This window comes from Pseudohongiella sp. SYSU M77423, assembly GCF_029911965.1.
GTDB lineage: Bacteria > Pseudomonadota > Gammaproteobacteria > Pseudomonadales > Pseudohongiellaceae > Pseudohongiella.
The window spans coordinates 14,087-39,788 of record NZ_JARYTH010000003.1; the positions used below are offsets into that span (position 1 = coordinate 14,087).

Consider the following 25,702-nt stretch of genomic DNA (forward strand, 5'->3'; position numbering starts at 1 on the left):
TAATACGCCTTAGATGAGTATTGATCTCGTAGTCTTGCTGCCAAACCACACATCGCCGTTAATTGACCCTTGAATGGAGCCTGGACAGCAGAGCGGGCATGATCGCTATCGCAAGCATGATGCTGGCTGGGATTAACCACTGAGACAGGCGGAACAAGAGTTCCTGGTGGGCCCAGGCCGGCAAGACACTATTCATGGACATGAGTGAGGTGTTGAGAACAGGGAGAATCCAAAAAAATACTGCCAGACCTGTCAGCCAGCCAATGGAAAGCACCAGGTATCGCAAAAAAACCATGCGTGAAACCCGACTGGCCACTTTTTCAGAAAAGAGATCTGAATCGATATTTGAAAATTCAGCTGAAAGCGCTTGCTCGAGCCGGGCATCAATTGATTCATGATCAGACATTGTGGTTCTCCGTCAATTGAGGCTCCAGAAGATCCCGCAGTTTATCTTTTCCTGTTTTGATGTAGGTTTTCACAGAACCCAAAGGAAATCCACTGATCTCGGCAACTTCTGAGTGCGAATACCCCATCGTGTAACACAGTGTCAGGCAGATGGTCTCATTCTCCGAAAGCATTTCGAAGGCTTTTTCCAGGTCCAGGCTCATATCAACCGGGTTGTCACTGTGACTGTTATCAGTTTCCAGGGATTGGAACTGCTGCCATTTTTCAGAGCGCCTGGAATTCAACCGTTTCTCTTGAAAGTAGCAACGCTGGGCAATTTTCAATAACCAGCTTGAAAACTGCCCGCTCGGCTGGTATTTGCCAATATGGCGGAACGCCAGCAGAAAACACTCCTGTGCCAGGTCGTCGGCTTGATCTTTGTCCTGGCATAGCCGTCTCAGAAAGCCACGTACCCTGGCGTTATGTCGCAGCACAAGGGCTTTAAAGGCAGCCTGATCGCCCAGAAGCTGAACGCGGTTTACCAGATTCATATCAGATAAATCGTTCTGTAATCCCCCCATTTTGAGAGGGAGTTATTAGTAGAAACTTTATGCGGCCATCAACAGCTGCCTCGGTGGAATACCACCGATCGCCGTATTAGGCCGCTCATTATTGTAGGTCCATAACCACTCAGTCGCCAATGCCTGCGCCTGCTCAACAGAATGGAACAGGTGCAGATCAAGCCATTCGTGACGCACCGTGCGATTGAACCTTTCGATGTATGCATTCTGGGTTGGTTTCCCAGGCTGGATATACATCAGCGTAATCTGCTCCTGATTGGCCCAGTCAATCAGCGTTTGCGAAATGTATTCGGGGCCATTATCCAGACGAATTGCCGCCGGCTTGCCTCGCCACTCGATAACCTGCTCCAAAGAGCGAATGACTCGAGCGCTGGGCATGGATAAATCCACATCAATGGTCAGGCCTTCACGGTTATAGTCGTCAATTACGTTGAATGTGCGTAGCGTGCGGCCATCGGCTAGGGAGTCACTCATAAAGTCGATGGACCAGACTTGGTTAACTGCCACTGGCACACTGAGGGCATCAGGTTTATCCCGTTTTATCCGGCGTCGCGGTTTGATTCTCAGGTTCAACTCCAGCTCCTTGTAAATGCGATAGATCCGCTTATGGTTCCATGTAAACTTGCGAACATTACGAAGATGCCAAAAGCAAAGACCAAATCCCCAGCGCTTGTGAGCCGTTGTCAGGCGCAGCAACCAATCGGCTATGACCATATTCTCAGTCGACAACGTCGGCTGGTAGCGAAAGCACGACTCGCTGATGCCCATACCCTGGCAAGCCAGACGAATACTGATGCCGTGACGCTCAATTGCATTTTGCGCCATCTGGCGACGCTCAGATGGCTTTACAGCTTTCCCTCAAGGGCCTCCAGGCGAATCTCAGCTTTGATACGCTCTTCGGCATACATCTTTTTGAGCCGGCGGTTCTCGTCTTCCAGCTCCTTGAGACGCTTCATCATTGAAGCATCCATGCCGCCAAACTTGGCGCGCCATTTATAGAACTGCGCTGAGCTCATGCCATGCTCGCGGCAAAGATCGGGAACCGGCACACCTTGCTCATTTTGCTTCAGGATGGCCAGGATCTGACTGTCGGTAAAACGTGACTTTCTCATAGAAAACTCCTTTCGTTAATTTTAACGGAATTTTCTACTTATAACTGCCCCGGATTATTGGGGGGATTACAGTTCAGCTTGGACATGTGACGAGCATTGTTGTCTGGCAAACCGTTGCCGCCTGGGTTGGTAAACAGATCAGCTTTCTTTAAGGCGCGATGCGATGAGATAGCTTATGCCAATGCTCAGAGGCAGTAAACTTAACAGGCTCAGTCGGGCAGGGTTGCCAAACACTTCAAACATCAGCATTAAAAAGATAGCGATACCAATCGTCAGGTAGAACACAGCCATGCGGATGTCAGTGCCCGGCGTGCTGGTGTTGGGTTGATTGAGCACAGACAGCATTTCGGGTGTGACCTCCCGATTACCGTCCAGCATCTTTTCGATGATTTTCAGCTTTTTGCTACGGTACTTCAGGTAAATATAAAGCATCGCAACCGGGCTGCCGAACAAACCGATAAACAAGGTCATGGCAATAAGTGTATCTCCGCCCATCGTATGTATCCTCAGTGCAGGGGTTAAAATCAGGCTTTTCAGCCACTCTTACCCTGACAATGCTGTGATTCCGGCATTTGGATGTAGTGATGAACGATTAATTTTGAGATATCGCTGTTGAGCCAGGCAGCTAAAGGGTCTTGAATGTAAACTCGTTTACTGTGACCCTGAGACAGTGAGCAAACAGGGAAAGCGAAATCGAATGAATCGAACAGATATACGCCAGGCGTTGCTTATCACTAATCCCAAAGCCCGACAGTGCGCCGGCGCACAATTGGACGAAGGCATTGCAAAGCTGGAGCGGGCTGGCATTGAAATTGAGCGATTGGTGTCAAAGAGCCCTGAGGAAAGCCGCCGCGCGGTGCTGGATCGTAAAGAACGACTGGATCTGGTGATCGTCGGCGGGGGCGATGGCACAATCAGTTCCATGGCTGGCACAATGCATGAGAGTGGCCTGGTGCTGGCCATATTGCCCCTGGGTACGGCCAACGATCTGGCTCGTTCGCTAGGGCTTACCGGCGAACTGGACGAAGCGTTTGATGTCATTGTGTCGGGTGTGCGTCAGTCGATTGACCTGGGTATGGTAAACGACCACTACTTTTTTAATGTCGCGCATCTCGGGTTGGGAGTGCAGGTTACCGAAGAGTTAAGCGATGAAGTGAAAAAGCACTGGGGCGTTTTTAGCTACCTGAAGGCATTCTTTTCGGCACTGCTGCGGATAAAGCAATTTAAGGTCACCATAACTGCCGATGACGTTCCTCACCGCCAGCGCTCTATACAGATTGCGGTTGGCAATGGACGCTACTATGGTGGTGGCAATGTGATTGATGAAAAAAAACGCATCGATGATGGAAAGTTATCATTGTACAGTCTACGCCCGCAGGGGGTTTGGGAGCTGTTAACGTTGGCGCCTTTACTGCGTGATGGTCGGCAAAGATACAACGCACGGGTGTTCAATCTGCAGGCCGAAAGCATCACCCTGACAACAGGGCGGAAAGTGATGGCTATTCACGCCGATGGCGAACCGGTGACTAGCACACCGGCACATTTTAAAGTGTTACCAGATGCACTCGAAATTCTAGCACCCAAACCGATTTCTTTGGTTGAATAGAGTTTGCTGATTTATCGTCTGCGGTAAAAAACCATCAGAAGGGAAATGAATATGAGTTTATTGCGCAATGACCTACAGGTTGCACTGAACAACTTACATGTTGCGCTTATAAGCAGTGACGAAGACTATCGTGACGCTGCTGAGTTTGTGAGTGACAGTGCAGTCAAGGAACTGTTTATGCAGCTTGCAGAAAGCCGACAGGTTCTGGAGAAATCAGTAGCCGTGGCCATCCGGGCCAGTGACGACCTGCCCTCGGTCCCCGATCCGGACCGACAAACGGGCCAGCATTTATTGCAGCGACTGGAGGCCGCATTTTCTGCCGATCAGACAGTCGAAATTATTGACCAAAGACTGGCTGAAGAATCTCAACTCGAACAGCTTTTAAACGATTCCGAAATGTCTGTGATCGACAAAGAGTTTCCGTCGTTACGGGCAGAGTGTTTGACAAGTATCAAAGAGGCGACGGCCAAGCTGGAACGGGCAAAGACGGCTTGACCCTTGATTGCATGCGAGCAATTGCGCTAGTGGAGCAGTGACGCAACAGACTCTATTCGAGGGCAGTGTGATGTTCAAAACTGAAGAGACTAAGAGGCATCAACCCGGGCGCTTAACGATGTCGGCTGCAATTCTTTCCAGTATTCTCGTGCTTATTGGTGCCAGTGCTGCTGCTCAGCAAGAATCAATTCAAAAAGTTCAATTTTCAGACTGGTTGAATCAAGCCGCCCATGAGCTATCACTAGATGAATTGTCTGCCAGTACTGAAGATCTAAGCCCTCTTAGAGAGATGGTGGGTGATGCTCGTATTGTTGCCGTGAGTGAAAGTGTGCACGCGGCGAGAGAGCCAATGCTATTTCGCAATCGGGTATTTAGGTATTTGGTCGAAGAGATTGGTTTCGACGCAATTGCGATTGAGTCTGGTGTCATCGAGAGCCAGTTGTTGGATGACTATGTTGCAGGCGGTGATGGCGATCCTGATTTGCTCTTTGACCTTGGGTTTTCAAACGGCTTTGGTCAGTTTCAGCAGAACCGAGAGCTGATATCATGGATTAGACAACACAATAAGAGCCTACCTGCTGGTTCCAAAAAAATTCGCTTTTTTGGGATGGACGTTTCGGGTAGCCCTTACAACAGTGCGGCCGCCAGAAACCCCGATACAGCCCTTCGAACAGCGCTTGAATATCTAAAAAAGGTGGATCGACAATCCGCTGATGAGTTCAGCGACCGATTTGAGCCCTATTTGCCAGTTCTGGCCGAAATATTCGCTTACGGGACACTCTCAAACGAAGAGCGAAAAGACCTTACTGCTTCAATATCAGAATTAGTATCACTTTTCGAGCGACACCGTTTTCAATACATCGCAGCGAGCAGTCTAGATGAGTATGAGTGGAGCGCTCATGCGGCCACTGCTGCCAGTCAGACTGACGCCTGGTTTCGTGAAATTCCTGTCGGCTGGGAGTCGTCCGACGGTTTCGATTGGAATATTGCAGCTCAGGAGATGCGCGATCGTATCATGTTCGACAATTTAGAATGGATTCTGGAGCAGCTCGGTCAAGATGGTCGATTGCTTGTCTTTGCATCGGTCTCTCATATTACGTCCTCCCCATGGTATCTGACTTCAGGAGGAGATGATGACGGTGTTGCGCCATTCGGGCGATATGCTCGCGATAAGTACGGTGACGACTGGGTCAGTATACTTAGCCTGATCGAGAGTGGAGAGATTGATATCTGCGCGATGCCCATCGACGAACGTATTTCACGGGAGCTTGCACCTCCGCCTGCCGGGTCGGTCGAAGCGATGTTTGCCTTGGATACTAAACCGGATTACCTGGTTGATCTAAGAACTGCTCCGTCTAATGTGGCATCATGGCTTCAACAGGTGCAGGATCACTGGAATGGGTTTGGCAGTTACGCGTTTCCTACTACACCTTCATTCGACTTGGCATATTTCCTGGGTTCGGTATCGCCGGATTGTATTTAATAATTGCCCTCGCAGCGGGCGGATAGACAGTGAATGCAGTGCCTGACCCTATTGCGACGGAAATCGCGGAGAAGACAGGAATGGACGCGAAGTACGACACTATCGGTATCAACTATACGGAACTTCGCAAACCAGATCGGCGAATTGGCAGGCTGATATCTGATGCGCTGGGGTCTGCACAGAATATTCTGAATGTGGGCGCTGGCACAGGGTCGTACGAGCCAGTCGATAGGACCGTTACGGCTGTTGAGCCTTCGCGAGAGATGATCCGAAAGCGCAGCCCAACAGCTGCCCATGTGATTCAGGCGAGTGCCGAAGACCTGCCGTTTGATGACAAAAGTTTTGACGCTGCCATGGCAATCCTTACCATTCATCATTGGCCAGACAAAGAGGCTGGTTTGCGTGAGATGCGTCGGGTGACACGAGATCAGATCGTACTTTTTACTTTCGATCCTGAACACAGGCCTTGGCTTACAGACTACATCCCCGAGTTGTCTGCACTGGACGACGCTCAGATGCCACGCATGTCCGATTATGAGCGATGGTTGGGACCGGTCGATGTTTCACCGGTGCCCATTCCACACGATTGTAGTGATGGTTTTCTATACGCGTACTGGCGTCGGCCTGCGGCGTATCTTAATGAAAAGATTCGTTCGGGCAGCTCCTCGTTCTGGTCGATCCGCAATGCGAAGCCAGGCCTGGAGAAGCTTGGGCGTGACCTCGAAACCGGTGAGTGGGAGCGCCGTTACGCTTCGTTGCTTACTGCAAAATCATATGATGCAGGGTACCGACTTGTGGTCGCGAAGGCTCCTCGATAAAGACTGGCGTTTCCAACAGGAGATTGAAAATATGAAGCATGGCTGCTGGATTAAATCAAAATGCCTCGCCTTCTTGGTGTTCTACACGATGTGGGCTTCCGCTGAGCCCGTCCCGCAACTGCTTGTCGAGCGCACTGACGCAAACCGTCCAACGCTTCTAGTGCTCGGCTCAATGCATTTCTCTAATCCCGGGCTCGATAACATCAATGCTGAAGTTGATGATGTTTTGACGGCTGCTCGCCAGAATGAAATTCAGAACCTGGTTGACAAACTGGCGGAGTTCAGGCCGACCCATATCGCGGTGGAAGTATCACATGAAAACCATGATCGATTTAACGGCTACTACCAGGATTACGTGACCGGGGCCGCGGATCTGGATAGGTCGGAAGCCAGCCAAATCGGGCTGCGGCTGGCGAAGATGCTGGGCCACGAGACTGTTTATCCTGTCGATTGGCAAGGCGCGCCTCCGGGTGGCTATACCGAAGACTACAACTGGCATGACTATGGCGAGGCTAACGGACACGATGAGCGCGTGGCTGCGCTGAACAATCCTGACGTGCTGGGGCTTGCGGATTACCTGCAGCCAGGCTCACGCAGTATGACGGAATGGATTCGGGACATGAATAGCGAGGACGGTCTGCTGGCATTTCATCGAATGTATTACGATGTTGCCCAGATAGGTACAGAGGACTATTCTCCCGGCGCAATCTGGGTTGGTCACTGGCACGTCCGGAATCTTATGATCTTCAATAACCTGGTTCGGCTTGCACAAAATACCGATGACCGCGTTCTCGTAATCTACGGAGCTTCGCACGCCTACTCGTTAAGACAGTTTGCTATTGAGTCGGGCGCGTTTAAAGTCGTCAATACGAGTGACGTTCTCCGGTGATGGCATCTAACAAAAAATTGCAGACCGACTGGACCGGCGTCCAGCACTGACGAGTGCGGGTTAAATTTGAAAGGAGAAACCTAAATTAATGGAGCGATTACTTATAACAGACATCTCCTGAGGGACACCGATCTATCCTCAATAGGCGTCAGACATGAAAGGCCATAATCAAATGAAGAAAATCATCATTCTCACGCTCCTGCTGGCCTCGCTTCCAAGTCTGTCATCCGCGCAGAGTCAAACCTCAGCAGGCGGGGAGTCATACGACCTCGAAGCTTTTGCCCAACAGCTCGACAAACTGCGAGAAGCGGCCAATATTCCCGGAATGTCTGTGGCTGTCGTGAAAAATCACGCAGTCGTCCTTGCCACAGGACTTGGTTATGCTGATGTCGAAAATGGCATTCCAGCTACTGCCACTACCGTTTATGACGTCGCATCTGTCTCGAAACCACTCTCTGCCGTACTGGCCCTCAGGCTCGCGGAGCAAGGTATACTTGATCTTGACAGGCCAATTGTTGACTACAGTGAATGGTCACGCTTTTGTGCAGACTTCAGCCAGCAACCGTCCATCTTTGCGCAAGAACTGCGATGCCAGCCCGCCGGCCATACGCTTCGACATCTGCTGTCTCACACGGCGACGGGAGTGCCCAATACCCGTTTCTCGTACAACCCCATTCTCTATTCATGGGCATCGCGTCCCATCATGGCAGCCGCTGACGAGTCTTTCTCGACTCTTATCCAGCAGCATATTTTCGATGTGGCTGAAATGGAGCAGTCGGCGCGCAGGCACAGGAACCTGCCGCTACGTGACGATCTGGCTCAGCAGTTAGCCCCTCCTTATCGAATTGACAGTTCTGGAGCGCCGCAGCGCGCGCCTGCACCTCCACCTCAGGGTGACGGCGCTGCCGGAGGAGTCATCACCACCGTTCTCGATCTTGCCAGGTTCGACATCGCGCTTGATCAGGGGGTGTTAATCTCAGCAGAGTCGAAGGCAGAAATGATGGCGGCCACCACGTCGCGCAACGGTGAGCTCTTCCCGTATGGCATTGGCTGGTATGTGCAGGAGTATCAGGGGCACACACTCGTCTGGCATTCGGGATGGTGGGAGGATGCCTATTCAGCGCTGTATCTTAAGGTGCCTGCCCTGGGTCTTTGTTTCATTCTCTTGGCCAACAGTGAGGGTGTCTGGTGGGACAATCCACTTGACCGGGCCGAAGTTCAGCGTTCGGAATTCGCGCAGACATTTCTTCGATCGTTCGTTTATTGAAATGATCTATATGGCTGAACGTCACCACTCGAAAGATCATGGAGCAGCGCTCCTGGTCATACAACGGCTTCTATGAATTAAGTAAACACCATTTAGAGTATAAAAAAGAGGCCGGGCAATACTTTGAGATGGCTATGCGTGATGAGGCACCGTCCGTAAAGGCACGGATCCGAAACATTTTGAAAAAAGGTTTCTAACAAGAGATTGCAGGGAGTAATAAAGCATGTATGTGCCAGCTCATTTCAAGGAAGACGACATCGGAAAGCTTCAGCAGTATATTCGTGACTATGGGTTTGGTCTGTTGGTGGTTGCGGATGGTGCTGGCATTGAGGCGAACCATGTTCCCTTCCAGTTAGTTGCTGATCCAGAAGGTTCTCCTGGCAAGCTTCACTGTCATCTGGCTCGCAGCAACCCCGCCTGGAAACGACTACAAGAAGGGGCGCGCGTTCTTGTGGTCTTCCAGGGGCCACATGCCTACATTTCACCGTCGTGGTATGAGACGAAGGCAGAAACAGGCCGGGTGGTCCCAACCTGGAATTATCTTGCTGTACACGCGCAGGGCAGCGCCCGAATTATCGAGAACAGTAACTGGCTGCAACAGCATCTTCATCAGCTGACAGATCAGCATGAGTCTGGTATGAGTGATCCCTGGTCTGTTGATGACGCGCCATCGGAATATACAGATCGGCTGATAACGGCAATCGTTGGTGTTGAAATCACCATTGAGACTTTGACTGGCAAACTGAAAGCAAGTCAGAATCAGCCAGAAAGAAATCGTGCAGGTGTTAAAGCAGGACTCGAGGCCGGGGATAGAGCACACAGCCGTGAGATGGCAGGGCTCATCAGCTAACATGAAGGGCGCCATATGTGTGTCATCTGCAGAAAACAGAAAGGAATTCTATGACCAGGCATGAAGGGTCTTGCCTTTGCGGCACTGTGAAATTTGAAGTCCTTGGAGACTTCGACAGCTTTTACCTTTGTCATTGCAGGCACTGTCAAAAGGATACGGGTTCTGCCCATGCGGCGAATCTATTCTCACAGTCGGCAGAGTTGAAGTGGCTTGCCGGTGAGTCGGCTGTGAGCTCCTTTACGCTTCCGGGTACTCGTCACAACAAATGTTTCTGTAAGTTTTGTGGTTCCGCGCTGCCAAGCGCGGACACAGCAGGTCTAGTAGTCGTTCCGGCCGGGTGTCTGGATACGGAAGTAGCTCTGTTGCCAACCGCACGTATCTTTACATCAAGCAGAGCGTCGTGGAGTGATTCGATTGGTGACGCGCCAGAGTTTGAGGGTCTGCCGAAGTAAGTTGACGCAATGTAGCAAACCGTCGAGCACTTTACGTTGATTACAGACGGTCAGGCTTACGAGGCCGAGATGACAAAAGTAAAAATCAATTACATTGAGCTGCCGGCCACAGATATCGATGGTGCCAAAATGAATACGCGATATGCTCGGAGTGAGGAGGCGCTATGGCCGAAGGAATATCATTAGCATTTTTCATTATAGCATTCGCCTGGGTTTTTATTGCAGCGTTTACGAAACGCGGCAAAGGTGTCCTCTTGGGTGGTAAAATAATCAAGACGTTTGATAGCGTTTCCTCCAAAAGAAAAATAGTTTCCTACGAGGTTAAAGTACACGCTGTTGATGGTGGGCCAGTGCGACTTGTTGGATTGGAAATTTCAACGACCTCATTGGGAAGTATGAGAGGGTATACCGTTTCGTTTCCGGCAGGCGAAGCGCGGGAGCTGGCAGCCCTGCTGATTGAGGCTGCGGATTATCAAGAAGATAAACTACAGGCCTAGTCAATGCCGCCTAAAGGCCTCATCTCGTCCTTCCAGTAAGCTGCCGGATTTCTATTGTAATCTCTGATTCTGAATGCTAGACAAGTAATTTTTGACTGGAACTCTAATCATGACAGGATCATCACGCGGACAATCCCCAAGACTGCAAAGCCGTCGCCGGTTCTTGCGTTAATCCATACAGCTGGGTGCCGTTGGTGCTATCGGTGCCAGTGGTCTGTGGCTGCCCGGCCGTGTTGCCGCGCAAAGCTCACCCTCATCGGTCGTGGAGATCGACACTGGCAGAGTGCGTGGTTATGTCAATGAAGGGGTGAGCGTGTTCAAAGGCATACCCTATGGCGCGTCCACCGCGGGAGAGAACCGCTTTCGTCCACCGCAGCCAGCAACGGCCTGGGCGGGAATCCGCGAGTCGGTCGAGTACGGACCAACAGCACCACAAACACTCGGTAGCGACGGTCAGCTGGCAGCCGGTCAGAGTGAAGACTGCCTGGTGATCAATGTCTGGACACCGGAAGCCAACAGCAACCGGAGGCGGCCAGTGATGTTCTGGTGTCATGGCGGTGGTTTTACCAGCCTCAGCGGTTCCAGCCCCAGCTACGATGGCACCAATCTTTGCAATCGTGGTGACGTGGTTGTCGTCACGGTCAATCATCGCCTCAATATCATGGGCTTCACCCATCTGGCGGAACTGGGTGGCGAGCCATTTGCGCATGCCGGGACAGCAGGTATGCTGGATCTGGTCGCGGCACTGCAGTGGGTGCAACGCAATATTGAACAGTTTGGTGGTGACCCGGACAATGTAATGATATTCGGTGAGTCCGGCGGTGGTCGCAAGGTCGGTACATTGCTGGCCATGCCTGCCGCCAAGGGGCTGTTTCACCGTGCAGTGATTCAAAGCGGGCCCACCATTCGTCTGGCCTCGGCAGAGGCCGGCACACGTCAGGCTACCTCGCTATTTGAGGAACTGGGTCTGCAAACCGGTGATATGCAGGGCCTGCAGAACGCCCCGGTCGAACGTAGTATCGCCGCATATCAGGCCATTTCACGAACCAGCAGTTTTGCGCCGGTTGTGGATGGCGATGCCCTGCCTGCCTCACCGTTTCACCCGACCGCCTCCGCCGTTAATCCGGATGTGCCCCTGATCGTGGGCGCCAATCGCACTGAGCTGACCCTGCAAATGCGAGGCGACACTGAAGCATTTAACCTTGATGAAGCCACGATGATGCAGCGGCTAGAGTCAATACTGGGAGACATGACACGTGAAGTCGTTGATGTCTATCGCAGCGCCGAGCCGGATGCCTCGCCCAGCGAACTGTTCTTCCTGATTGTCAGCGATCGCGCTTACGTAGTGCCTTGCACGGTTATTGCTGAACGTCGTGCTGCATTGAATGCTGCGCCAGTCCGTTCCTACTATCTGACCTGGGAAACCCAGACGCTTAATGGTCGTCTGATGACGCCCCATGCGCTGGACATTCCATTTGTCTTTGACAACACTCATGCTGAGCGTACGGTGTATGGATTCACAACCGGCACCGCCGAAGAGCGTGCGATGGCGGACAAGATCAGCGACAGCTGGATTGCCTTCGCGCGAAGCGGCAACCCCGATACTGGCAAACTCCCGGACTGGCCTGTCTATACCGGTGCGTCGCGTCAAGTCATGGTGCTGAATAACGAGAGCCAGATAGTCGAAGACCCGATCAGCGAGCGTCGGCAGATAATGCAGCGAGTCATGAATCTGACGTAAAGTAACTCAGGACATTAGATGAAAAGAACCTGGACAATTGTTGGCGTTGCTGACGTCGCCAGAAGTTATCGCTGGTATCAACAGTTGTTTGGGCAGTCTCTGGGAGAGCCTGCCCACGACTACTTCGGGCAGATTCTGGATGACGATGGAACCGTGCTCCTTTGTCTGCATAGATGGGGCGATCATGATCATCCCACGCTCACCAGCCCGGCCAGCGCCACGCCTGGCAATGGACTTTTGTTGTTTTTCAGAGTTGACGACTTTGACGAAGCGCTAGCGCGGGCCCGGACGCTGGTTCCCAGTCTTGAGGAGGAGCCCAACACAAATCCTGCCACTGGCACGCAGGAATTCGCGTTGCGAGATCCTGATGGGTACTACGTCATGATTAGTGACCTTGGCGTTGCATAGCTGTCAACAATACTCTTTAACGCATGACTGAAGGTTTAAGCGCTGCTCATGGCCTCTATGAAAGTCAGAGTCATAAAATCATACAAATCAGCCTACCCCGAACCGATCTCATTTGAGGTCGGTGAGGCCGTCAGTCTAGGTGAGATGGATGACGAGTATCCGGGCTGGATAAGGGTAACGACAGCAAATGGCAATACTGGTTGGGCGCCTTTGAAGTATCTCGTCAGCTCAGGGCCGAATGATGCCATTGCAAGATCGCAATATTCGGCCCAAGAGCTTAGCGCGGAAGCCGGCGAGAGCTTAGAATTAATCAAACAGCTTGATGGCTGGGCGTGGTGCCTGAACGACGAAGGCAGACATGGTTGGCTGCCATCAGCACTATTGCAACAGATTTAACCGGCATGGCAACTCCCCTCACCATAGATCACCTGCGCCGCTACGCCATCTCGCGCAGCCTCTTTAAACCGACCACCCTCTCTCGTGCGATTGCCAGGCTGGGTTTTGTCCAGCTTGACCCGATACGTGCGCCTGCGCGTGCCCAGGATCTGACACTGCGCCATCGCGTTGACGACTACCATGCCGGCGATCTGGAGGCCCGGTATCCGCGCTTGGCTGTTGAAGAAGACTTCTTTGTTAACTATGGCATCCTGCCGCGCAACACGCAGCAGCTGATGCATCCGCGCACGGCGCGCAAAGAGTGGTCATCTGCACGTTGGGAACAGGCTCAGGCAGTGCTGGAATTCGTAAAGAGCGGCGGTGTTGTGCATCCGCGCGAAGTGGACGCGGCTTTTCAGCATGGCACCACAAAAAACTGGTTTGGTGGTAACAGCCGCGCCAGTACGCAACTGCTTGATGGTATGCACTATCGTGGCCTGCTGCGTGTGGCGCGACGTGAGGCTGGCGTGCGCCTGTATGCGCCGTCTTCGACTGAGGCTCAAGAGCCCGTTGCGCCAGATATGGTGCTTGATGTACTAATTGACGTCGTCGTGGCCAAATATGCCCCACTGCCTGCGGCTACGCTGGGCCGTCTGATAAGCAGCGTGTGTTCTTCGGCAGTCCCTCAGTGGCGTGAGCGACGGGGTGAGGCTCTCGCGCGGGCCAGGGCTCGTTTGCCGCAGGCAACAGTGGACGGTAGCAGCTGGTTCTGGCCAGTTGGCGATAATCCGGGTGTTCGCCGTTTCGCCCATGATGAAAGTCTGGATGAAAAGTTGCGCCTCCTGGCGCCTTTTGATCCGATAGTCTGGGATCGAGATCGCTTTGAGCGGTTCTGGGGTTGGGCCTACCGCTTCGAGGCCTACACACCGGCGAGACAACGGGTGCGTGGCTATTACGCATTGCCGATGCTGTGGCGTGGCCAGGTGATCGGCTGGGCCAATGCCACGATCCATGACGGGGCTTTGGTGTTGGAGCCTGGGTATGTCAGTGGGCGCGCCCCCAAAGAAGCGGGCTTTAAATCAGCGCTGCAGGATGAGCAGATCCGTCTGGAGCGTTTTCTGTCGCTGGACCGGGCCTGAATCAGGGAGTGTCATGGCATGCATGACGTGAAGCAAAAATACCTTGAGCGTCTGGCAGACGAGCCTCGGTGGGTGGAAACGCGCGATCTTTTGGCTTCAGATCGGTCACTGGCCCTGGAGAATCCGACCCAGGATGGGTTCATCGTCTGGAGCACCGAAGACGATATAGGCTCGGTGGTTGGAAAGATCGATTCCTTGCCGTTGTTGCACGCGGCCAATCAGGTATCTGAGCTCTTGGTATTCGCGGATAATGTCTCAGAAGCATGCCGTGTGCTTAAGGACTTTCGAGCAGAGCTCGCCATCATTTTTGCTTCCCCACCCGAACTTCCCACCACAACCAGACACGATTGCCGCAGAATGCAGCAAACAGATGCAGCACTGCTGGATCACCTTCCTGAGGCTCTCAAAAAAGAAATTTTAGATGTATTGGGAGATGACGTTCCAGTGGTGGCAGCCTTCGATGGCGCGTTGCCCGTTGCATTTGCTTACGCAGCGTCCGAAACTGAAGCCCTGTGGGACATCTCCATTGATACTCTGGCAAGCCATCGACGCCGAGGCTTTGCTGCTTCTGCGGTGACCGCGCTCATGGGCATTATGGAGAAGCGCGGTAAAACGGCAGTGTGGGGGGCGCTACAAAGCAACCCGGCCTCCGTAAAGCTGGCTCAACACCTGGGCTTCCGCGAAGTTGATGAACTCTGGGTGTTAAGCCGCGAGGATACTGGCAGCTGACATCTCCTTCTTGCCGGCGTGCGTAAGAAATTAAGAGACAAGACCTCAAACCGGCTGACAGGGCGGTATTCTGAGTCGCCTGTTTGAGCAACCCATTTGCAACACAGGGAGCTTCCGTATGAGCAACCCGATCATCGCTGACAACAAGCCGATCAAAGTCGAACTCAAACAGGGTTCCGAATATTACTTTTGCATGTGCGGGCGTTCCAAGGATCAGCCTTTCTGTGATGGGTCGCACAAAGGAACGGATTTCAAACCCAAAGCCTTTAAAGCAGAAGAAAGCGGCGACGCCTATTTGTGCCGATGCAAGCATACAGCCAATGCGCCTTACTGCGATGGCACGCATAAACAGTTCACGTCAGAACAGGTCGGCAAGGAGGGGCCCGGCGCGTCGGATTCCGATTCCGAGGCCCCGGCTCCCAAAGCAACCAAAGAAGAACCCACAGTCGAATTTATTCATCAGTTGGCGCGCGAGGGTTTGTCCAAAATGGGCCACCATGGCCCGATGACCGCGATGGGTGTGCCGCGGCACACTTTACCCCATTGGGATGACCTGCAGTTAATGGTCGCGCAGATGGCTACTAAACCACTGATGGAAGATGCCGCGGTCACGACCGAACTGGTCATCGGTCCGGAAGCCAAAAAGCCACTGGTATTAAAAATCCCCCTGTTTGTCTCCGACATGAGTTTCGGCGCTCTGTCAGAAGAAGCCAAGATTGCACTGGCCAAGGGTGCGGAGCTCGCAGGAACCGGCATCTGCTCAGGTGAGGGCGGCATGTTACCCGAGGAACAGGCGGCGAACTCCCGTTATTTCTATGAGCTTGCCAGTGCCCAGTTTGGCTATAAGGAAGAACTGTTAGAGAAGGTTCAAAGCTTCCATTTTAAAGGTGGCCAGGGGGCGAAGACCGGGACTGGTGGGCACTTGCCGGGTATCAAGAACAAGGGAAAGATCTCTGAGGTACGCGGGATTCCGGAAGGCGAAGCGGCTGTGTCGCCACCCACGTTCAAGGATCTGTCCACGGTCAAGGATTTTGCGCGCTTTGCTGGCCGCGTGCGTGAGATTACCGGTGGCATACCGGTTGGCTTCAAACTGAGCGCCAATCATATCGAACGTGATATTCAATTTGCGCTGGACGCGGGCGCCGACTACATTATTCTGGATGGTCGTGGCGGTGCCACGGGGGCTGCGCCGGAAATGTTCCGCGACCACATCAGTGTACCAACCATTCCGGCCCTGGCGCGTGCGCGCCGCTATCTGGATGCTCAAAAAGCCAGCGGCCGCGTGACGCTGATTATCACAGGTGGCTTGCGTGTGCCGATTGATTTTGTGAAGGCGATGGCCCTGGGTGCCGATGGTGTTGCACTGGCAAACAGTGCTATTCAGGCGATCGGCTGTGTCGGCGCAAGAATGTGCAACACCAACAATTGCCCGGCAGGAATCGCGACGCAGCGAGAGGACCTGCGCAAACGCCTGGACGTCGACGCGTCGGCAGAGCGGCTCAACAACTTTCTGCGAGCCTCGGTAGAACTGATGCAGGTGATGGCGCGCGCCTGTGGGCATGATTCGCTGGGTAAGTTCAATCCGGATGATCTGGCGACCTGGAACCGGGATATGGCGTTGCTGTCGGGTGTGCGCTACTCAGGCGCAGAATCGATTTATCCGGGTAAATAACAGCCAGGTGCGTGTCGAAATAAGCCTGTCATGGACGACTACAGAAGGATCAACACAAAGGAGCTGTATCCATGTCAAAAGTGACGCCGTTTTTAATGTTTAATGATCGCCTGGAAGAGGCGATCAGGTTCTATACTGAAACCTTTCCGGATTCCCGAGTCCGGAAAATGGCACGCAATGGGGAAGACGGCCCGATTACGTCAGCAGAGTTCGACATCGGTGGTCAGTCCTTCATGGGCTATCAGGCCGGAGGTTCTTACTTCAGCTTCTCCCAAGGTTTCTCACTTTATGTGGACTGTGAAGATCAGGTGGAACTCGATGGTTACTGGAACAAGTTCATCGATGCGGGTGCAACACCGATGCAGTGCGGCTGGATTACAGACCAGTTCGGACTGACATGGCAGATTGTTCCAAGGCGTTTCATGGAACTGATCAACGACGGGAACGCCGACAAGGTTCAGGCTGTGATGGGCGCCATGATGCAAATGGTTAAGATTGATGTTGCCGCGCTTGAGAGAGCATATGATCAGGCATGACGGTAGCCAATACTGGTTTAATCAGGCAATAATCAGACTTCTATAACAAGGATATTTAAATGGAGCTGCCGCTGAATCTGTTGAAAGACTTTGTTGTCATGAACCCAAACAAGGCTGCTACGGTAGAGCGCTTTGATCCGGGGCTTTACGAACGACTCGATAAAACTTACGGCAGCTTCGAGGGGCACGACCTGATCTCCTGTCATGAGTTTGATGTTGACTGGCCAAGCTGGGAGATGCATCCGCATGGAGACGAAATTGTCGTGCTGCTGGCTGGCTCGACAACGTTTCATCTGCAAGCTGAGGACGGTGATAAGACGATTGAGCTGTCGGAGCCCGGGCAGTATGTGATAGTGCCAAAAGGCATCTGGCATACTGCAAAAACACCGGAGTTCTCACGCGTGCTCTTCATTACGCCTGGACAGGAAACTCAAAACAGAGCGTTGTAATTATGGAGCTGGCGCTATTTGTCCTCGTCTCATTGGGCCTGATCATAGTTCCGGGTCCCAATGTGATCGTGATCATCACCACCAGCGTGGTGCATGGCAGGTCAAGAGGCCTGCAGACAGTCGCGGGAACCAGCGCAGCGATGATTATCCAGTTAATGGTCGCCGCGCTGGGAACAGCCTGGTTCGTCATGGCGATAAGCGAAGGGCTGAGGTGGCTGAAATGGCTGGGCGTGGCTTACCTGTTGTACCTTGGATTCAGGCATCTTAAGGCGTCTTTGCAACGCGTGGCGGCGACGCCACCCACTGCCCTGGGCTCATTTAACAGAGGGTTCTGGGTGTCCCTGACGAACCCCAAGACCATCCTTTTCTTCGGCGCGTTCCTTCCCCAGTTTGTCTCCCCCGGCCAATCCTACCTGGCTCAGGTTGCTGTCCTGTCATCGTTATTCTGGGTGATGGCAGTCACACTGGACTCACTTTACGCGTTGCTGAGCAGCAAAATCGCGAGCAAACTTAAGTCTCTGCCGGACAGTCGTGCCACAGGCCTCTTTAGTGGCGGTTTGTATCTTGGTGCGGGCGCCGCACTGGCGACAGTGGGACAAGATTGACGTCGGCATAAGCCTACATAAGTAAATCAACAGGGACGGGTATATACATGATGAATAGACTACAAAAGGCTGGATTGGTTATTTGCCTGGTATGTCCAATGAGTGTGGTGCAGGCCGATCAGCTTACTGACACGGGCTTGTATCTGAGCGCTGGTGTCGGGCAGAACTGGATACAATCGGGCCTCCCTGAAGAGAACACCACTGTTTTAAAAGTCGCAGCCGGCTGGCAATTCAATCCTTATCTTGCCCTGGAGCTTGGGTACAAGGATTTGGGTGAATACCCTGCGCCGAACTCGTTATACAGCGATTTTGATGTCACCGGTGCAACTGCTTCTATCATTGCCCAGTTTCCCTTGTCCGAACGACTTGCAGTCTATGGCAAGGTGGGCAATTTCTGGTGGAGCGCTGATTCCTCCTTCTTCTTTTTCAGTCGGAATGGTGGGGAGAATCAGTTAACTATATTGGAGTTTGATGAATCCGATATCGTTTACGGCCTGGGCGTCAGTTATGAGTTGTCACAACAACTGGAGATTGATCTGGAATATAATGCAAACGATCTGGAATTTTCAGATTGGCCTGGTCTAAACAACAAGAGTTCAGCGCTGACTGTGTCACTGAAATATGAACTCTAGGTGAGGGACTGCTGCCGCGGAAGGGAAATGAGTGTTTGATCTGTATCATGTGTTTTCTTTTTTTACGACAGTCGCTGCCTCTGTGGCGGCTGTGATGCTTCACTACGAAGCCTTTATCCTGTTTAGCCGTTTTACTGCCAGATCCGCAATTTCCCATCGACAGCGCATTCTGCTGTTATTGTTCGGCATACTTATTATTCACGTCGCCGCTATCTGGATATTCGGAATCAGTGCCTGGTGGCTGGTAGAAAAAAATGACGTGGGTGTTGTCAGTGGTTATGAGGTGATGTCATTTCTGGACTATATCTTCATGTCAGCGGTGACCTACACCACGTTGGGATATGGTGACATGATTCCCATGGGGCCAATACGCTTTCTTTATGGCACACAATCACTAGTGGGATTCGTGCTGATCACATGGTCGGCGTCATACACATTCCTCGAGATGCAGAGAAACTGGAACAAAGATTAAAGGGAACTGACATGTTTACAAGTATGGACGAGCTGGAAAAGGGCTTGAGTGACATCAAGAGCTCACCCAAAGAAGTTGGTACGGTGGAGTTGATCGTCCGTAGGCCGGAAACCGGTGAGCGTGAAGTTCTGGCGCACGCCGAGCTGGATTCAACTCACGGGCTGGTAGGTGACAACTGGCTGACCAGAAGTGATGGCAAGGGCAGAAGAGCAACTGCCAATCCGGATATGCAGATTAACCTGATGAACTCTCGCAGTATCTCAGTGATTGCACAAACCAGGGACCGTTGGCCGCTTGCGGGCGATCAGTTTTATGTGGATCTGGATCTGAGTGCTGAAAATTTGCCCGCCGGCACGGTCCTCGAGATAGGGACTGCCAGGTTGGAAGTCACCAGCGAGCCGCACCTGGGATGCAAGAAGTTCAAGGAACGTTTCGGCAAAGACGCGGTTTTATTTGTAAATTCTGATGAGGGAAAAGCGCTCAACCTTCGAGGGATCAATGCGCGGGTTACGGTTGCAGGCGTCGTAAAGTCGGGGGACACTATCAGAAAAGTAGACTGACTTTGCTTGTCGAATTTGACCAAAAGGTGATCATATGTCCAGTCTATCTGGCGGACTTGTGCATGACATGCCGACAGACTTCCTCGCTGCGCTGAAGAGAAGTGACAAAACCGTTGAACTCTGGGAAAGCTTGACGCCGATTGCCCGCAATGAGTTCATATGCTGGATTGAGGATGCCAAGCAGGAAAAAACACGACTAAGGCGAATTGATCGCGCTGTGGATGAGCTGCTCGAAGGAAAGCGGCGGCCGTGCTGTTGGCCGGGCTGTGTCCACCGGACGGACAAGAAACCGAGCCCATGGCAGCAGAGTCAGGGAAGAAAGGCATGAATATCCGTCGCTACCGGCCAGGCGAAGAACACAGGCTCTTTGATGTCTTTCACTCAGCCGTCCACCTGATTGCCAGTCGAGACTACACTCCACAGCAAATACAGGCCTGGGCGCCCGATGATCTGGATCCTGAGCTATGGGTACAGAAGATTCGAGGGATAAAACCATTCGTGGCCGAGTTAAACGGACAGCTGGTGGGTTACGCAGATATACAGCCCGATGGATATGTGGACCATTTTTTTGTCTCCGGGCATCATCAATCCAAAGGTATCGGCAAACTTCTAATGTCAGCGCTGCTTGGCGAAGCGGCGGCACTGGGGCTCAAAGAAATGACAGCGGACGTGAGCCGCACGGCACAACCTTTTTTTGCAAAATACGGTTTTTGCATCGTCGAGCAACGCTTGCCGGAAGTTCGCGGTGTTGTTGTTCCGAATGCACGGATGCGGAAGTCGTTGCCTGACTGAAACAAGAAAATTTAAATGAACCCGCCAGCCATTCGCATCGTCTTAAGAGATGAGTGAATCGGAGTGACGAATGCAACAGGCTGAAGAAGAGCTTTTGGTGCTGGAAGCTCAGGATGGCGACAACAGGGCTTTCCAACAGCTTTTTCAGCGCTATCAGAACGCTCTACTGCGTTATGGTTACAAAGTAAGCGGTGATCGTCAGATAGCACAGGATGCAGCCCAGGAAGCCTGGTTCAGACTGGCCAGAAACATTCGTCAATTAGATGACCCCAAAGCGTTCAAGAGTTGGATGTATCAGCTGGTGCATTGGAGTTGTATCGATCTGCTCAAAAAAACCAGAGACTCGGATCAGCAACTTGACGTGTCGGATGTTGAGCCCGAGTTCAGTGATGATAACAGTGAACAACAAGAATCGCTCAATGCCGCGATCAATCGACTGCCTTCGCTGGAGAAGCAGATGATCCACTTGTTCTACCTGGAGGAAATGTCCGTCAGGCAGGTGGCGCAGGTGCTCAGGATCTCGGAGGGCACAGTCAAGTCGCGGTTGAATCGGGCCCGAAGATTGCTGAAAGAGCGGTTTGACGTATAAGCCATTGATTCAGGAGAGCAGAGAATGAATCTGGACAATCGTATTAAAAATGAACTTGAAAGTGATGCGGCAGAGATTGATAAGGCGATGGCAGAAAAGGAGGGGCTGATTCAGTTTGCTGCCAGTCCGTTTAAAGGTGGGCTGCGGCATTGGATGGTGGTTGCCTACGTGGCGATAGCCGTGCTGACCGTGGTCCTGATCTGGTGCGGGTATCGCTTCTTTATGGCAGAGAGTGTCGACCAGCGGGTCTTCTGGGGGGTGTGGTTCGTCATGACAGTCAATGCTCAGGGGATGTTAAAGCTGTGGAGCTGGATGGAGATGAATCGAAACTCCGTGATGCGTGAAATCAAGCGCCTGGAAATCGCAGTTGGCAAGCTGCATACTGGCAACAGCTGAACCACGTTGAAGAGGCGGAGAGAACTATGAAACTGGGTTGCTTTTCCATCAGTCTGACAGTCAAAGATCTGCAAAAGTCCAAAGCTTTTTATGAAAAACTGGGTTTTGAAGTCTACGCTGGCGCAGAGTCTCACAATTTTCTGATCATGAAAAATGGCGAGACCAACATCGGATTGTTTCAGGGGATGTTCGACAAAAACATACTGACATTCAATCCTGGATGGAATCAGAATGCTGAGAATCTGGAAAACTTTGAAGACGCACGTGAGCTTTGCCGTCAACTGGAGTCCAAAGGAATTGAAATAGTTGAGCCGTCCATTTCGGGTGATAAAGGACCGGCGAGCTTTACGGTGTTTGATCCGGACGGCAATCCCATTCTGATTGATCAACATGTCTAAGCCGGATAGTCAGTTATCCAGGTTGTGTGTTGATGGATCTTTTTGATGAAGGACACAGTGAATCACTGGCGATTGATGACGCGGAGATTTTCCTGTGGCGCCATGTTGATTTCGGTGATGACAGACAGCTGCTGGAGCGGTTGATACGGGAGACCAACTGGCGCCAGGATCGCATCACCCTCTGGGGGAAGTCATACCTTCAGCCCCGCTTGCTTGCCTGGCACGGGGATGCGGGAGCGGAATACTCGTACTCCGGCATAACACTTGCGCCCGAGCAATGGTCTGATCTTTTGCTGGATATCAAATCGAAAGTTGAAGCACTGAGCGGCGCCTCGTTCAACAGTGTACTTGTCAACTATTATCGCGACCATCGGGACAGTATGGGGTTCCATGCCGACGATGAACCGGAGCTGGGGGCGCAACCGGTCATCGCATCTGTCTCATTAGGTGAGGAGCGGCGCTTTGTGTTGAAACACAGGCACCGCAAAGACATCGAAAATGTGGTATTGCCGCTCCCTTCCAGCAGCCTGTTATTGATGGCGGGAGAGACACAGAGAAACTGGAAGCATGGTATCCCGAAAGAAACGCGCCCTCGCGGACCAAGGGTCAATCTGACTTTCAGAACGATAATCACGCCGTCTTAATTTGAACTCTCTCTGTGCCAATATGGTCGTCTGCGCGATAGCGCAGGCCTTATTTCGTGCCGAATTTTTCGTGCTCTCCCAGATCAGGCTGCTCACCTTTGGCCTTTGCAGCCGTGGTTTTGATGCTTTTTACCATTTTGCTGCTGTCACTGTTCCAGTGCTCGCCTTTGTGAACCTTGATTTCCAGCATGCCAACATTGGGCGACTCCTTCCCTTCCGGAAACCAGGCGCCAATGACTGAATTCCAGTATCGATCGATGAGTGTTTTATCGCGCGTGGCACGGCCAGTGCCGGTCAGCGAGACGTAGACATGGTTGTGAGGATCAGAGAAAGACACGCAGACATCGTTGTCATCCTCAAGTTCAAATACTTTCTCTGAATCCAGGTCGGTGAAGAACCACAATGTTCCGTCGTATTCATCCTGTACCAGCACCATTGGCCGCGAGCGCAGCTCCTCACCATGACGTGTTGTCAGCATGGCGTTCTTGATGTCTTTGATAAGGTTCCAGATCTTCTGTTTGTGCTCGGGGCTGGACATAGTCTTTCTCCTGTAAACTTCGATGAAAGTCGATGTCACGCATCACGCGCAACAATAAGCTCCATAGTGGCCTACGACTCGAACCTTTAAGTGGTTTGGTCTGATCTGATCGGGATTCACACCAATTTGACTTGCGTTGTCTTTGTATCTAAAGCAACATTTGCATTAACGGCGCGATAACACCTACCTTGCGATTGTTAATGCTGGTAAGGGTTGCCTCCTGAAAAATTTCGAAATCCTGCCAAGGAGTTAACCATGATTGCTGCCCCACTGCCCGCCGACGAAATTGAGCGTCTTTCCCAGCTAAAGTCGCTAAATATTCTGGATACGCCACCTGAGGAGCGCTTCGACCGTGTCACGCGCATGGCGCGGCGGGTGTTTGGAGTGCCCATTGCCCTGGTCAGTCTGATCGATGAAAATCGCCAGTGGTTTAAATCCTGCCTTGGACTGGAAGCCAGCGAGACCGATCGGCAGATCTCCTTCTGTGGACACGCCATCCTGAACTCAGGCGCGTTTGTTATCGAAAACGCCTTGGCCGACGAGCGCTTTGCGGATAACCCACTGGTCACCGGGGAACCACATATTCGATTCTACGCTGGATATCCGTTGCGAACCGTCAGTGGACAGCCCATGGGAACGCTGTGCATCATCGACCGTGAACCACGAACGTTGGAGAAGGACGAGATAGAGATGCTGGCTGACCTCGCAGGGATGGTAGAGCGCGAGCTAATGGCTGTGCAGTTGGCGGTGTCGGATGAACTGACACGAATTTCGAACCGACGGGGCTTTCTGACGCTCAGCAAATACAGTCTGGAATTGTGCAGACGGCAGATGTTTCCGGCGACGCTGGTCTATTTTGATCTGGATAAATTCAAGCAAGTGAATGATGTCCATGGGCATGCGGAGGGTGATCGGGTACTTCAGCTTTTTGCGGACCAGATGCGCTCCTCATTCAGAACCTCGGATGTGTTCGCCCGACTTGGCGGCGATGAGTTTGTCGTCCTGATGACCAATGTTGATCCAGGTACCATCAGGAATCTGATAGAACAGTTTCGTGAGCGACTGCAGGCGCAGTGTGAAAAGCTGGCGCTACCTTACGAGTTTGGGTTTTCCTATGGTCTGGTTGCTTATGAGCCACTCAAACATGCGTCAATTGAGGATATGCTGCACGAGGCGGATGCGGCGATGTATGCGAACAAAAAGGCGAAGCGTGCCGCTGACTGACACTCCAGGGCTCCAGTGATCGCGATGTGACCCGACGGACACGCCTGCCCGTGTCATCAATCAGGAAAGGAGTGATCAACTTTGCCGGCTATCTGCCGCTATTACTCGTATACCCAGTCACGATGTTATAGCGATCTGATTCATGCGAGACAATACCAGCCCTTCTTCACGTGCATTTGAAAATCTTGTCCTGGCAGCGTCAGCGCCGCTATTGTTTTGTTCCCAGCTGCACGCAGAACCACTCAGTACAGAGCTGATCTACACTGGCGAGCTGTGGTCCAATCAGCGCGGCGGAATCTCTCAGGACGAGGTTTATCTGGATAATCTCGACTTGACGTTGACACTGGACGCGGAACGGGCCTGGGGCTGGGACGGTGTAACGGTGTTTGCCTATGGTTTGTACAATAACAATGACACGCTGTCTGACAGGCTAGTCAGCTCCGTGCATGGCATCAGCAACATCGATACGACCTCCATGCTTGGTATTATGGAACTGTGGATAGACAAAACCTGGACATCTGCGCACTCTCTCCGTTTTGGCCTGTATGATCTGAACTCTGAACTCTGAATTCGATGCGATCGACACAGCGGGTTTTTTCCTCAATCCCGCTCATGGGATCGGTACGGACTATGCTCAAAGTGGTGAGCGCGGTCCGTCTTTATTTCCCCTGACATCGCTGGCTCTGCGCTGGCAAGGCAGCGTGTCGGAAAGCATGTCATACCGTATTGCCATTCTGGACGCCGTGCCGGGAAATCCGGAAAACGACAACCACGGTGGCATTTACTGGAGCAGTGATGAGGGGTTACTGCTGGCGGCGGAAGCTGACCGACAGTTTTCGCAAAGCCGCCTGGGACTGGGCGCCTGGTTCTACACGAAGGAAACTGAGACACTGGCCGATCCGGTGCAGCGAGATCCGTCAACGCGCCACAATAAAGGGCTGTACGGATTTATCGATCATGCGTTTGCTCCGGTTGACTGGCTGCCCGGGCAGTTAAATGGTTTTGTTCGAGTCGGTATTGCCGACAGTCAGATAAATCAGCTGAGCGGGTACACCGGCGCAGGCTTGGTGTTAAGCGAATTTTTGGCGGCCCGGCCTGATGATGCCGTGGGTTTGGCGGTGGCCACGGGTGTGACGGGCGCAGACTTTAAATCGCTGAATCGTCTTGAAGGAGTTGATACGGCTGCCCACGAAACCAATTTCGAACTAAGTTATCGTGCACCATTGGGGGACGTAGTTTCAATTCAGACCAATTTGCAGTACGTGGTCAATCCGGGTGCCGAACGCGACTCAGACGATGCTCTGGTATTTGGTCTTCGCTTGGAGCTGTCGCTGATGTAGTTGACTCTCTGCGCTCTCCCGCCGACGTC

Annotated in this window: 35 protein-coding genes; 30 read left to right on the forward strand and 5 right to left on the reverse strand. The window is 52.4% G+C overall.

Going from position 1 to position 25,702, the window contains the following annotated elements; genetic code table 11:
• Positions 1-58 precede the first annotated feature (58 nt).
• The 4 genes from QGM61_RS07720 to QGM61_RS07735 form a co-directional block, all read right to left on the reverse strand.
• Positions 59-406, reverse strand: a complete 348-nt coding sequence (locus tag QGM61_RS07720; protein ID WP_281132579.1) for a hypothetical protein — start codon at positions 404-406, stop codon at positions 59-61.
• A complete protein-coding gene (locus tag QGM61_RS07725) occupies positions 399-935 on the reverse strand; it encodes an RNA polymerase sigma factor (protein WP_281132580.1) in 537 nt (178 codons plus the stop codon). The genes QGM61_RS07720 and QGM61_RS07725 overlap by 8 nt, the downstream gene beginning before the upstream one ends.
• A 57-nt stretch (positions 936-992) precedes the next feature.
• A protein-coding gene (locus tag QGM61_RS07730) for an IS3 family transposase (RefSeq protein ID WP_281132581.1) occupies positions 993-2,077 on the reverse strand; the annotation gives its coding sequence in 2 pieces (ribosomal slippage) (positions 993-1,816 and positions 1,816-2,077; 1,086 coding nt in all).
• A gap of 138 nt (positions 2,078-2,215) precedes the next feature.
• On the reverse strand, positions 2,216-2,572 hold the full coding sequence (locus QGM61_RS07735) for a DUF6249 domain-containing protein (RefSeq protein ID WP_281132582.1): 357 nt from the start codon (positions 2,570-2,572) through the stop codon (positions 2,216-2,218).
• A gap of 202 nt (positions 2,573-2,774) precedes the next feature.
• Here QGM61_RS07735 and QGM61_RS07740 point away from each other — a divergent pair, with 202 nt between their 5' ends.
• The 27 genes from QGM61_RS07740 to QGM61_RS07870 all read left to right on the forward strand — a co-directional run bounded on the left by QGM61_RS07740 (position 2,775) and on the right by QGM61_RS07870 (position 22,571).
• Positions 2,775-3,683, forward strand: coding sequence for a lipid kinase (locus tag QGM61_RS07740; RefSeq protein ID WP_281132583.1), 909 nt, complete (start codon positions 2,775-2,777; stop codon positions 3,681-3,683).
• Between the two features lie 51 nt (positions 3,684-3,734).
• Positions 3,735-4,178: a hypothetical protein gene (locus tag QGM61_RS07745; protein WP_281132584.1), complete on the forward strand. Its 444-nt coding sequence runs from the start codon at positions 3,735-3,737 to the stop codon at positions 4,176-4,178.
• Between the two features lie 70 nt (positions 4,179-4,248).
• A complete protein-coding gene (locus QGM61_RS07750) occupies positions 4,249-5,661 on the forward strand; it encodes an erythromycin esterase family protein (RefSeq protein WP_281132585.1) in 1,413 nt (470 codons plus the stop codon).
• Positions 5,662-5,741: 80 nt separating this feature from the next.
• Complete coding sequence (locus tag QGM61_RS07755) at positions 5,742-6,479, forward strand: class I SAM-dependent methyltransferase (RefSeq protein ID WP_281132586.1); 738 nt, start codon at positions 5,742-5,744, stop codon at positions 6,477-6,479.
• A complete protein-coding gene (locus QGM61_RS07760; RefSeq protein ID WP_281132587.1) occupies positions 6,436-7,368 on the forward strand; it encodes a DUF5694 domain-containing protein in 933 nt (310 codons plus the stop codon). The genes QGM61_RS07755 and QGM61_RS07760 overlap by 44 nt, the downstream gene beginning before the upstream one ends.
• 172 nt (positions 7,369-7,540) lie before the next feature.
• Entirely contained in the window at positions 7,541-8,635 is a 1,095-nt protein-coding gene (locus QGM61_RS07765) for a serine hydrolase domain-containing protein (RefSeq protein WP_281132588.1), read from the forward strand.
• Between the two features lie 223 nt (positions 8,636-8,858).
• Positions 8,859-9,485, forward strand: coding sequence for an FMN-binding negative transcriptional regulator (locus QGM61_RS07770; RefSeq protein ID WP_281132589.1), 627 nt, complete (start codon positions 8,859-8,861; stop codon positions 9,483-9,485).
• A 50-nt stretch (positions 9,486-9,535) separates the two neighbouring features.
• Positions 9,536-9,937 carry a GFA family protein gene (locus QGM61_RS07775; protein WP_281132590.1) on the forward strand — a complete coding sequence of 134 codons (402 nt, stop codon included), beginning with the start codon at positions 9,536-9,538 and terminating at the stop codon, positions 9,935-9,937.
• 164 nt (positions 9,938-10,101) lie between these two features.
• Entirely contained in the window at positions 10,102-10,434 is a 333-nt protein-coding gene (locus tag QGM61_RS07780; protein ID WP_281132591.1) for a hypothetical protein, read from the forward strand.
• A 262-nt stretch (positions 10,435-10,696) separates the two neighbouring features.
• The gene (locus tag QGM61_RS07785; RefSeq protein WP_281132592.1) at positions 10,697-12,175 is read left to right on the forward strand and encodes a carboxylesterase/lipase family protein; all 1,479 of its coding nucleotides are present in this window, start codon (positions 10,697-10,699) and stop codon (positions 12,173-12,175) included.
• Between the two features lie 18 nt (positions 12,176-12,193).
• Positions 12,194-12,583, forward strand: coding sequence for a VOC family protein (locus QGM61_RS07790; RefSeq protein WP_237132333.1), 390 nt, complete (start codon positions 12,194-12,196; stop codon positions 12,581-12,583).
• 48 nt (positions 12,584-12,631) lie between these two features.
• Positions 12,632-12,979: an SH3 domain-containing protein gene (locus QGM61_RS07795; protein WP_281132593.1), complete on the forward strand. Its 348-nt coding sequence runs from the start codon at positions 12,632-12,634 to the stop codon at positions 12,977-12,979.
• Between the two features lie 5 nt (positions 12,980-12,984).
• Positions 12,985-14,097 (forward strand): DNA glycosylase AlkZ-like family protein, encoded by a 1,113-nt coding sequence (locus QGM61_RS07800; RefSeq protein WP_281132594.1) that lies wholly within the window; start codon positions 12,985-12,987, stop codon positions 14,095-14,097.
• An 18-nt stretch (positions 14,098-14,115) separates the two neighbouring features.
• On the forward strand, positions 14,116-14,826 hold the full coding sequence (locus QGM61_RS07805; RefSeq protein ID WP_281132595.1) for a GNAT family N-acetyltransferase: 711 nt from the start codon (positions 14,116-14,118) through the stop codon (positions 14,824-14,826).
• A 118-nt stretch (positions 14,827-14,944) separates the two neighbouring features.
• Entirely contained in the window at positions 14,945-16,498 is a 1,554-nt protein-coding gene (locus QGM61_RS07810; RefSeq protein WP_281132596.1) for a glutamate synthase-related protein, read from the forward strand.
• Positions 16,499-16,569: 71 nt separating this feature from the next.
• Positions 16,570-17,034: a VOC family protein gene (locus QGM61_RS07815; RefSeq protein ID WP_281132597.1), complete on the forward strand. Its 465-nt coding sequence runs from the start codon at positions 16,570-16,572 to the stop codon at positions 17,032-17,034.
• A gap of 59 nt (positions 17,035-17,093) precedes the next feature.
• Positions 17,094-17,483: a cupin domain-containing protein gene (locus QGM61_RS07820; protein ID WP_281132598.1), complete on the forward strand. Its 390-nt coding sequence runs from the start codon at positions 17,094-17,096 to the stop codon at positions 17,481-17,483.
• 2 nt (positions 17,484-17,485) lie between these two features.
• Positions 17,486-18,088 (forward strand): LysE family translocator, encoded by a 603-nt coding sequence (locus QGM61_RS07825; RefSeq protein WP_281132599.1) that lies wholly within the window; start codon positions 17,486-17,488, stop codon positions 18,086-18,088.
• Positions 18,089-18,135: 47 nt separating this feature from the next.
• Complete coding sequence (locus QGM61_RS07830) at positions 18,136-18,720, forward strand: outer membrane beta-barrel protein (protein WP_281132600.1); 585 nt, start codon at positions 18,136-18,138, stop codon at positions 18,718-18,720.
• A 31-nt stretch (positions 18,721-18,751) separates the two neighbouring features.
• On the forward strand, positions 18,752-19,192 hold the full coding sequence (locus QGM61_RS07835) for an ion channel (RefSeq protein ID WP_281132601.1): 441 nt from the start codon (positions 18,752-18,754) through the stop codon (positions 19,190-19,192).
• Positions 19,193-19,215: 23 nt separating this feature from the next.
• The gene (locus QGM61_RS07840) at positions 19,216-19,752 is read left to right on the forward strand and encodes an MOSC domain-containing protein (protein ID WP_281132602.1); all 537 of its coding nucleotides are present in this window, start codon (positions 19,216-19,218) and stop codon (positions 19,750-19,752) included.
• 67 nt (positions 19,753-19,819) lie between these two features.
• Entirely contained in the window at positions 19,820-20,080 is a 261-nt protein-coding gene (locus QGM61_RS15340; RefSeq protein WP_237133393.1) for a YdeI/OmpD-associated family protein, read from the forward strand.
• Positions 20,050-20,544 carry a GNAT family N-acetyltransferase gene (locus QGM61_RS07850; RefSeq protein ID WP_317622165.1) on the forward strand — a complete coding sequence of 165 codons (495 nt, stop codon included), beginning with the start codon at positions 20,050-20,052 and terminating at the stop codon, positions 20,542-20,544. Before QGM61_RS15340 ends, QGM61_RS07850 begins: the two co-directional genes overlap by 31 nt.
• A gap of 70 nt (positions 20,545-20,614) precedes the next feature.
• Positions 20,615-21,133, forward strand: coding sequence for an RNA polymerase sigma factor (locus tag QGM61_RS07855; RefSeq protein WP_281132603.1), 519 nt, complete (start codon positions 20,615-20,617; stop codon positions 21,131-21,133).
• Positions 21,134-21,157: 24 nt separating this feature from the next.
• Positions 21,158-21,529, forward strand: a complete 372-nt coding sequence (locus QGM61_RS07860; RefSeq protein WP_281132604.1) for a DUF6768 family protein — start codon at positions 21,158-21,160, stop codon at positions 21,527-21,529.
• A 26-nt stretch (positions 21,530-21,555) separates the two neighbouring features.
• Positions 21,556-21,927 (forward strand): VOC family protein, encoded by a 372-nt coding sequence (locus tag QGM61_RS07865; protein WP_281132605.1) that lies wholly within the window; start codon positions 21,556-21,558, stop codon positions 21,925-21,927.
• Between the two features lie 32 nt (positions 21,928-21,959).
• Complete coding sequence (locus QGM61_RS07870) at positions 21,960-22,571, forward strand: alpha-ketoglutarate-dependent dioxygenase AlkB family protein (RefSeq protein ID WP_281132606.1); 612 nt, start codon at positions 21,960-21,962, stop codon at positions 22,569-22,571.
• Between the two features lie 49 nt (positions 22,572-22,620).
• On the opposite strand, the gene QGM61_RS07875 is transcribed toward QGM61_RS07870, so the two are convergent.
• On the reverse strand, positions 22,621-23,109 hold the full coding sequence (locus tag QGM61_RS07875; protein WP_237132317.1) for a pyridoxamine 5'-phosphate oxidase family protein: 489 nt from the start codon (positions 23,107-23,109) through the stop codon (positions 22,621-22,623).
• 255 nt (positions 23,110-23,364) lie between these two features.
• Between QGM61_RS07875 and QGM61_RS07880 the strand changes: the two genes are divergently transcribed.
• The 3 genes from QGM61_RS07880 to QGM61_RS07890 all read left to right on the forward strand — a co-directional run bounded on the left by QGM61_RS07880 (position 23,365) and on the right by QGM61_RS07890 (position 25,673).
• Positions 23,365-24,333: a sensor domain-containing diguanylate cyclase gene (locus QGM61_RS07880; protein ID WP_281132607.1), complete on the forward strand. Its 969-nt coding sequence runs from the start codon at positions 23,365-23,367 to the stop codon at positions 24,331-24,333.
• A gap of 142 nt (positions 24,334-24,475) precedes the next feature.
• A complete protein-coding gene (locus tag QGM61_RS07885; protein WP_281132608.1) occupies positions 24,476-24,901 on the forward strand; it encodes a hypothetical protein in 426 nt (141 codons plus the stop codon).
• A 49-nt stretch (positions 24,902-24,950) separates the two neighbouring features.
• Positions 24,951-25,673, forward strand: a complete 723-nt coding sequence (locus tag QGM61_RS07890; protein WP_281132818.1) for a carbohydrate porin — start codon at positions 24,951-24,953, stop codon at positions 25,671-25,673.
• The last annotated feature ends 29 nt before the right edge of the window (positions 25,674-25,702 follow it).

Coding starts and splice junctions, on each gene's coding strand:
- QGM61_RS07775 (WP_281132590.1), top strand. CDS start 9,536: ATGACCAGGCATGAAGGGTCTTGCCTTTGCGGCACTGTGAAATTTGAA.
- QGM61_RS07790 (WP_237132333.1), top strand. CDS start 12,194: ATGAAAAGAACCTGGACAATTGTTGGCGTTGCTGACGTCGCCAGAAGT.
- QGM61_RS07760 (WP_281132587.1), top strand. CDS start 6,436: ATGATGCAGGGTACCGACTTGTGGTCGCGAAGGCTCCTCGATAAAGAC.
- QGM61_RS07800 (WP_281132594.1), top strand. CDS start 12,985: ATGGCAACTCCCCTCACCATAGATCACCTGCGCCGCTACGCCATCTCG.
- QGM61_RS07820 (WP_281132598.1), top strand. CDS start 17,094: ATGGAGCTGCCGCTGAATCTGTTGAAAGACTTTGTTGTCATGAACCCA.
- QGM61_RS07850 (WP_317622165.1), top strand. CDS start 20,050: ATGGCAGCAGAGTCAGGGAAGAAAGGCATGAATATCCGTCGCTACCGG.
- QGM61_RS07840 (WP_281132602.1), top strand. CDS start 19,216: ATGGACGAGCTGGAAAAGGGCTTGAGTGACATCAAGAGCTCACCCAAA.
- QGM61_RS07860 (WP_281132604.1), top strand. CDS start 21,158: ATGAATCTGGACAATCGTATTAAAAATGAACTTGAAAGTGATGCGGCA.
- QGM61_RS07815 (WP_281132597.1), top strand. CDS start 16,570: ATGTCAAAAGTGACGCCGTTTTTAATGTTTAATGATCGCCTGGAAGAG.
- QGM61_RS07810 (WP_281132596.1), top strand. CDS start 14,945: ATGAGCAACCCGATCATCGCTGACAACAAGCCGATCAAAGTCGAACTC.
- QGM61_RS07725 (WP_281132580.1), bottom strand. CDS start 935: ATGAATCTGGTAAACCGCGTTCAGCTTCTGGGCGATCAGGCTGCCTTT.
- QGM61_RS07735 (WP_281132582.1), bottom strand. CDS start 2,572: ATGGGCGGAGATACACTTATTGCCATGACCTTGTTTATCGGTTTGTTC.
- QGM61_RS07780 (WP_281132591.1), top strand. CDS start 10,102: ATGGCCGAAGGAATATCATTAGCATTTTTCATTATAGCATTCGCCTGG.
- QGM61_RS07755 (WP_281132586.1), top strand. CDS start 5,742: ATGGACGCGAAGTACGACACTATCGGTATCAACTATACGGAACTTCGC.
- QGM61_RS07855 (WP_281132603.1), top strand. CDS start 20,615: ATGCAACAGGCTGAAGAAGAGCTTTTGGTGCTGGAAGCTCAGGATGGC.
- QGM61_RS07745 (WP_281132584.1), top strand. CDS start 3,735: ATGAGTTTATTGCGCAATGACCTACAGGTTGCACTGAACAACTTACAT.
- QGM61_RS07795 (WP_281132593.1), top strand. CDS start 12,632: ATGGCCTCTATGAAAGTCAGAGTCATAAAATCATACAAATCAGCCTAC.
- QGM61_RS07875 (WP_237132317.1), bottom strand. CDS start 23,109: ATGTCCAGCCCCGAGCACAAACAGAAGATCTGGAACCTTATCAAAGAC.
- QGM61_RS07750 (WP_281132585.1), top strand. CDS start 4,249: ATGTTCAAAACTGAAGAGACTAAGAGGCATCAACCCGGGCGCTTAACG.
- QGM61_RS07770 (WP_281132589.1), top strand. CDS start 8,859: ATGTATGTGCCAGCTCATTTCAAGGAAGACGACATCGGAAAGCTTCAG.
- QGM61_RS15340 (WP_237133393.1), top strand. CDS start 19,820: ATGCCGACAGACTTCCTCGCTGCGCTGAAGAGAAGTGACAAAACCGTT.
- QGM61_RS07720 (WP_281132579.1), bottom strand. CDS start 406: ATGTCTGATCATGAATCAATTGATGCCCGGCTCGAGCAAGCGCTTTCA.
- QGM61_RS07830 (WP_281132600.1), top strand. CDS start 18,136: ATGATGAATAGACTACAAAAGGCTGGATTGGTTATTTGCCTGGTATGT.
- QGM61_RS07885 (WP_281132608.1), top strand. CDS start 24,476: ATGCGAGACAATACCAGCCCTTCTTCACGTGCATTTGAAAATCTTGTC.
- QGM61_RS07865 (WP_281132605.1), top strand. CDS start 21,556: ATGAAACTGGGTTGCTTTTCCATCAGTCTGACAGTCAAAGATCTGCAA.
- QGM61_RS07825 (WP_281132599.1), top strand. CDS start 17,486: ATGGAGCTGGCGCTATTTGTCCTCGTCTCATTGGGCCTGATCATAGTT.
- QGM61_RS07870 (WP_281132606.1), top strand. CDS start 21,960: ATGGATCTTTTTGATGAAGGACACAGTGAATCACTGGCGATTGATGAC.
- QGM61_RS07740 (WP_281132583.1), top strand. CDS start 2,775: ATGAATCGAACAGATATACGCCAGGCGTTGCTTATCACTAATCCCAAA.
- QGM61_RS07765 (WP_281132588.1), top strand. CDS start 7,541: ATGAAGAAAATCATCATTCTCACGCTCCTGCTGGCCTCGCTTCCAAGT.
- QGM61_RS07880 (WP_281132607.1), top strand. CDS start 23,365: ATGATTGCTGCCCCACTGCCCGCCGACGAAATTGAGCGTCTTTCCCAG.
- QGM61_RS07805 (WP_281132595.1), top strand. CDS start 14,116: ATGCATGACGTGAAGCAAAAATACCTTGAGCGTCTGGCAGACGAGCCT.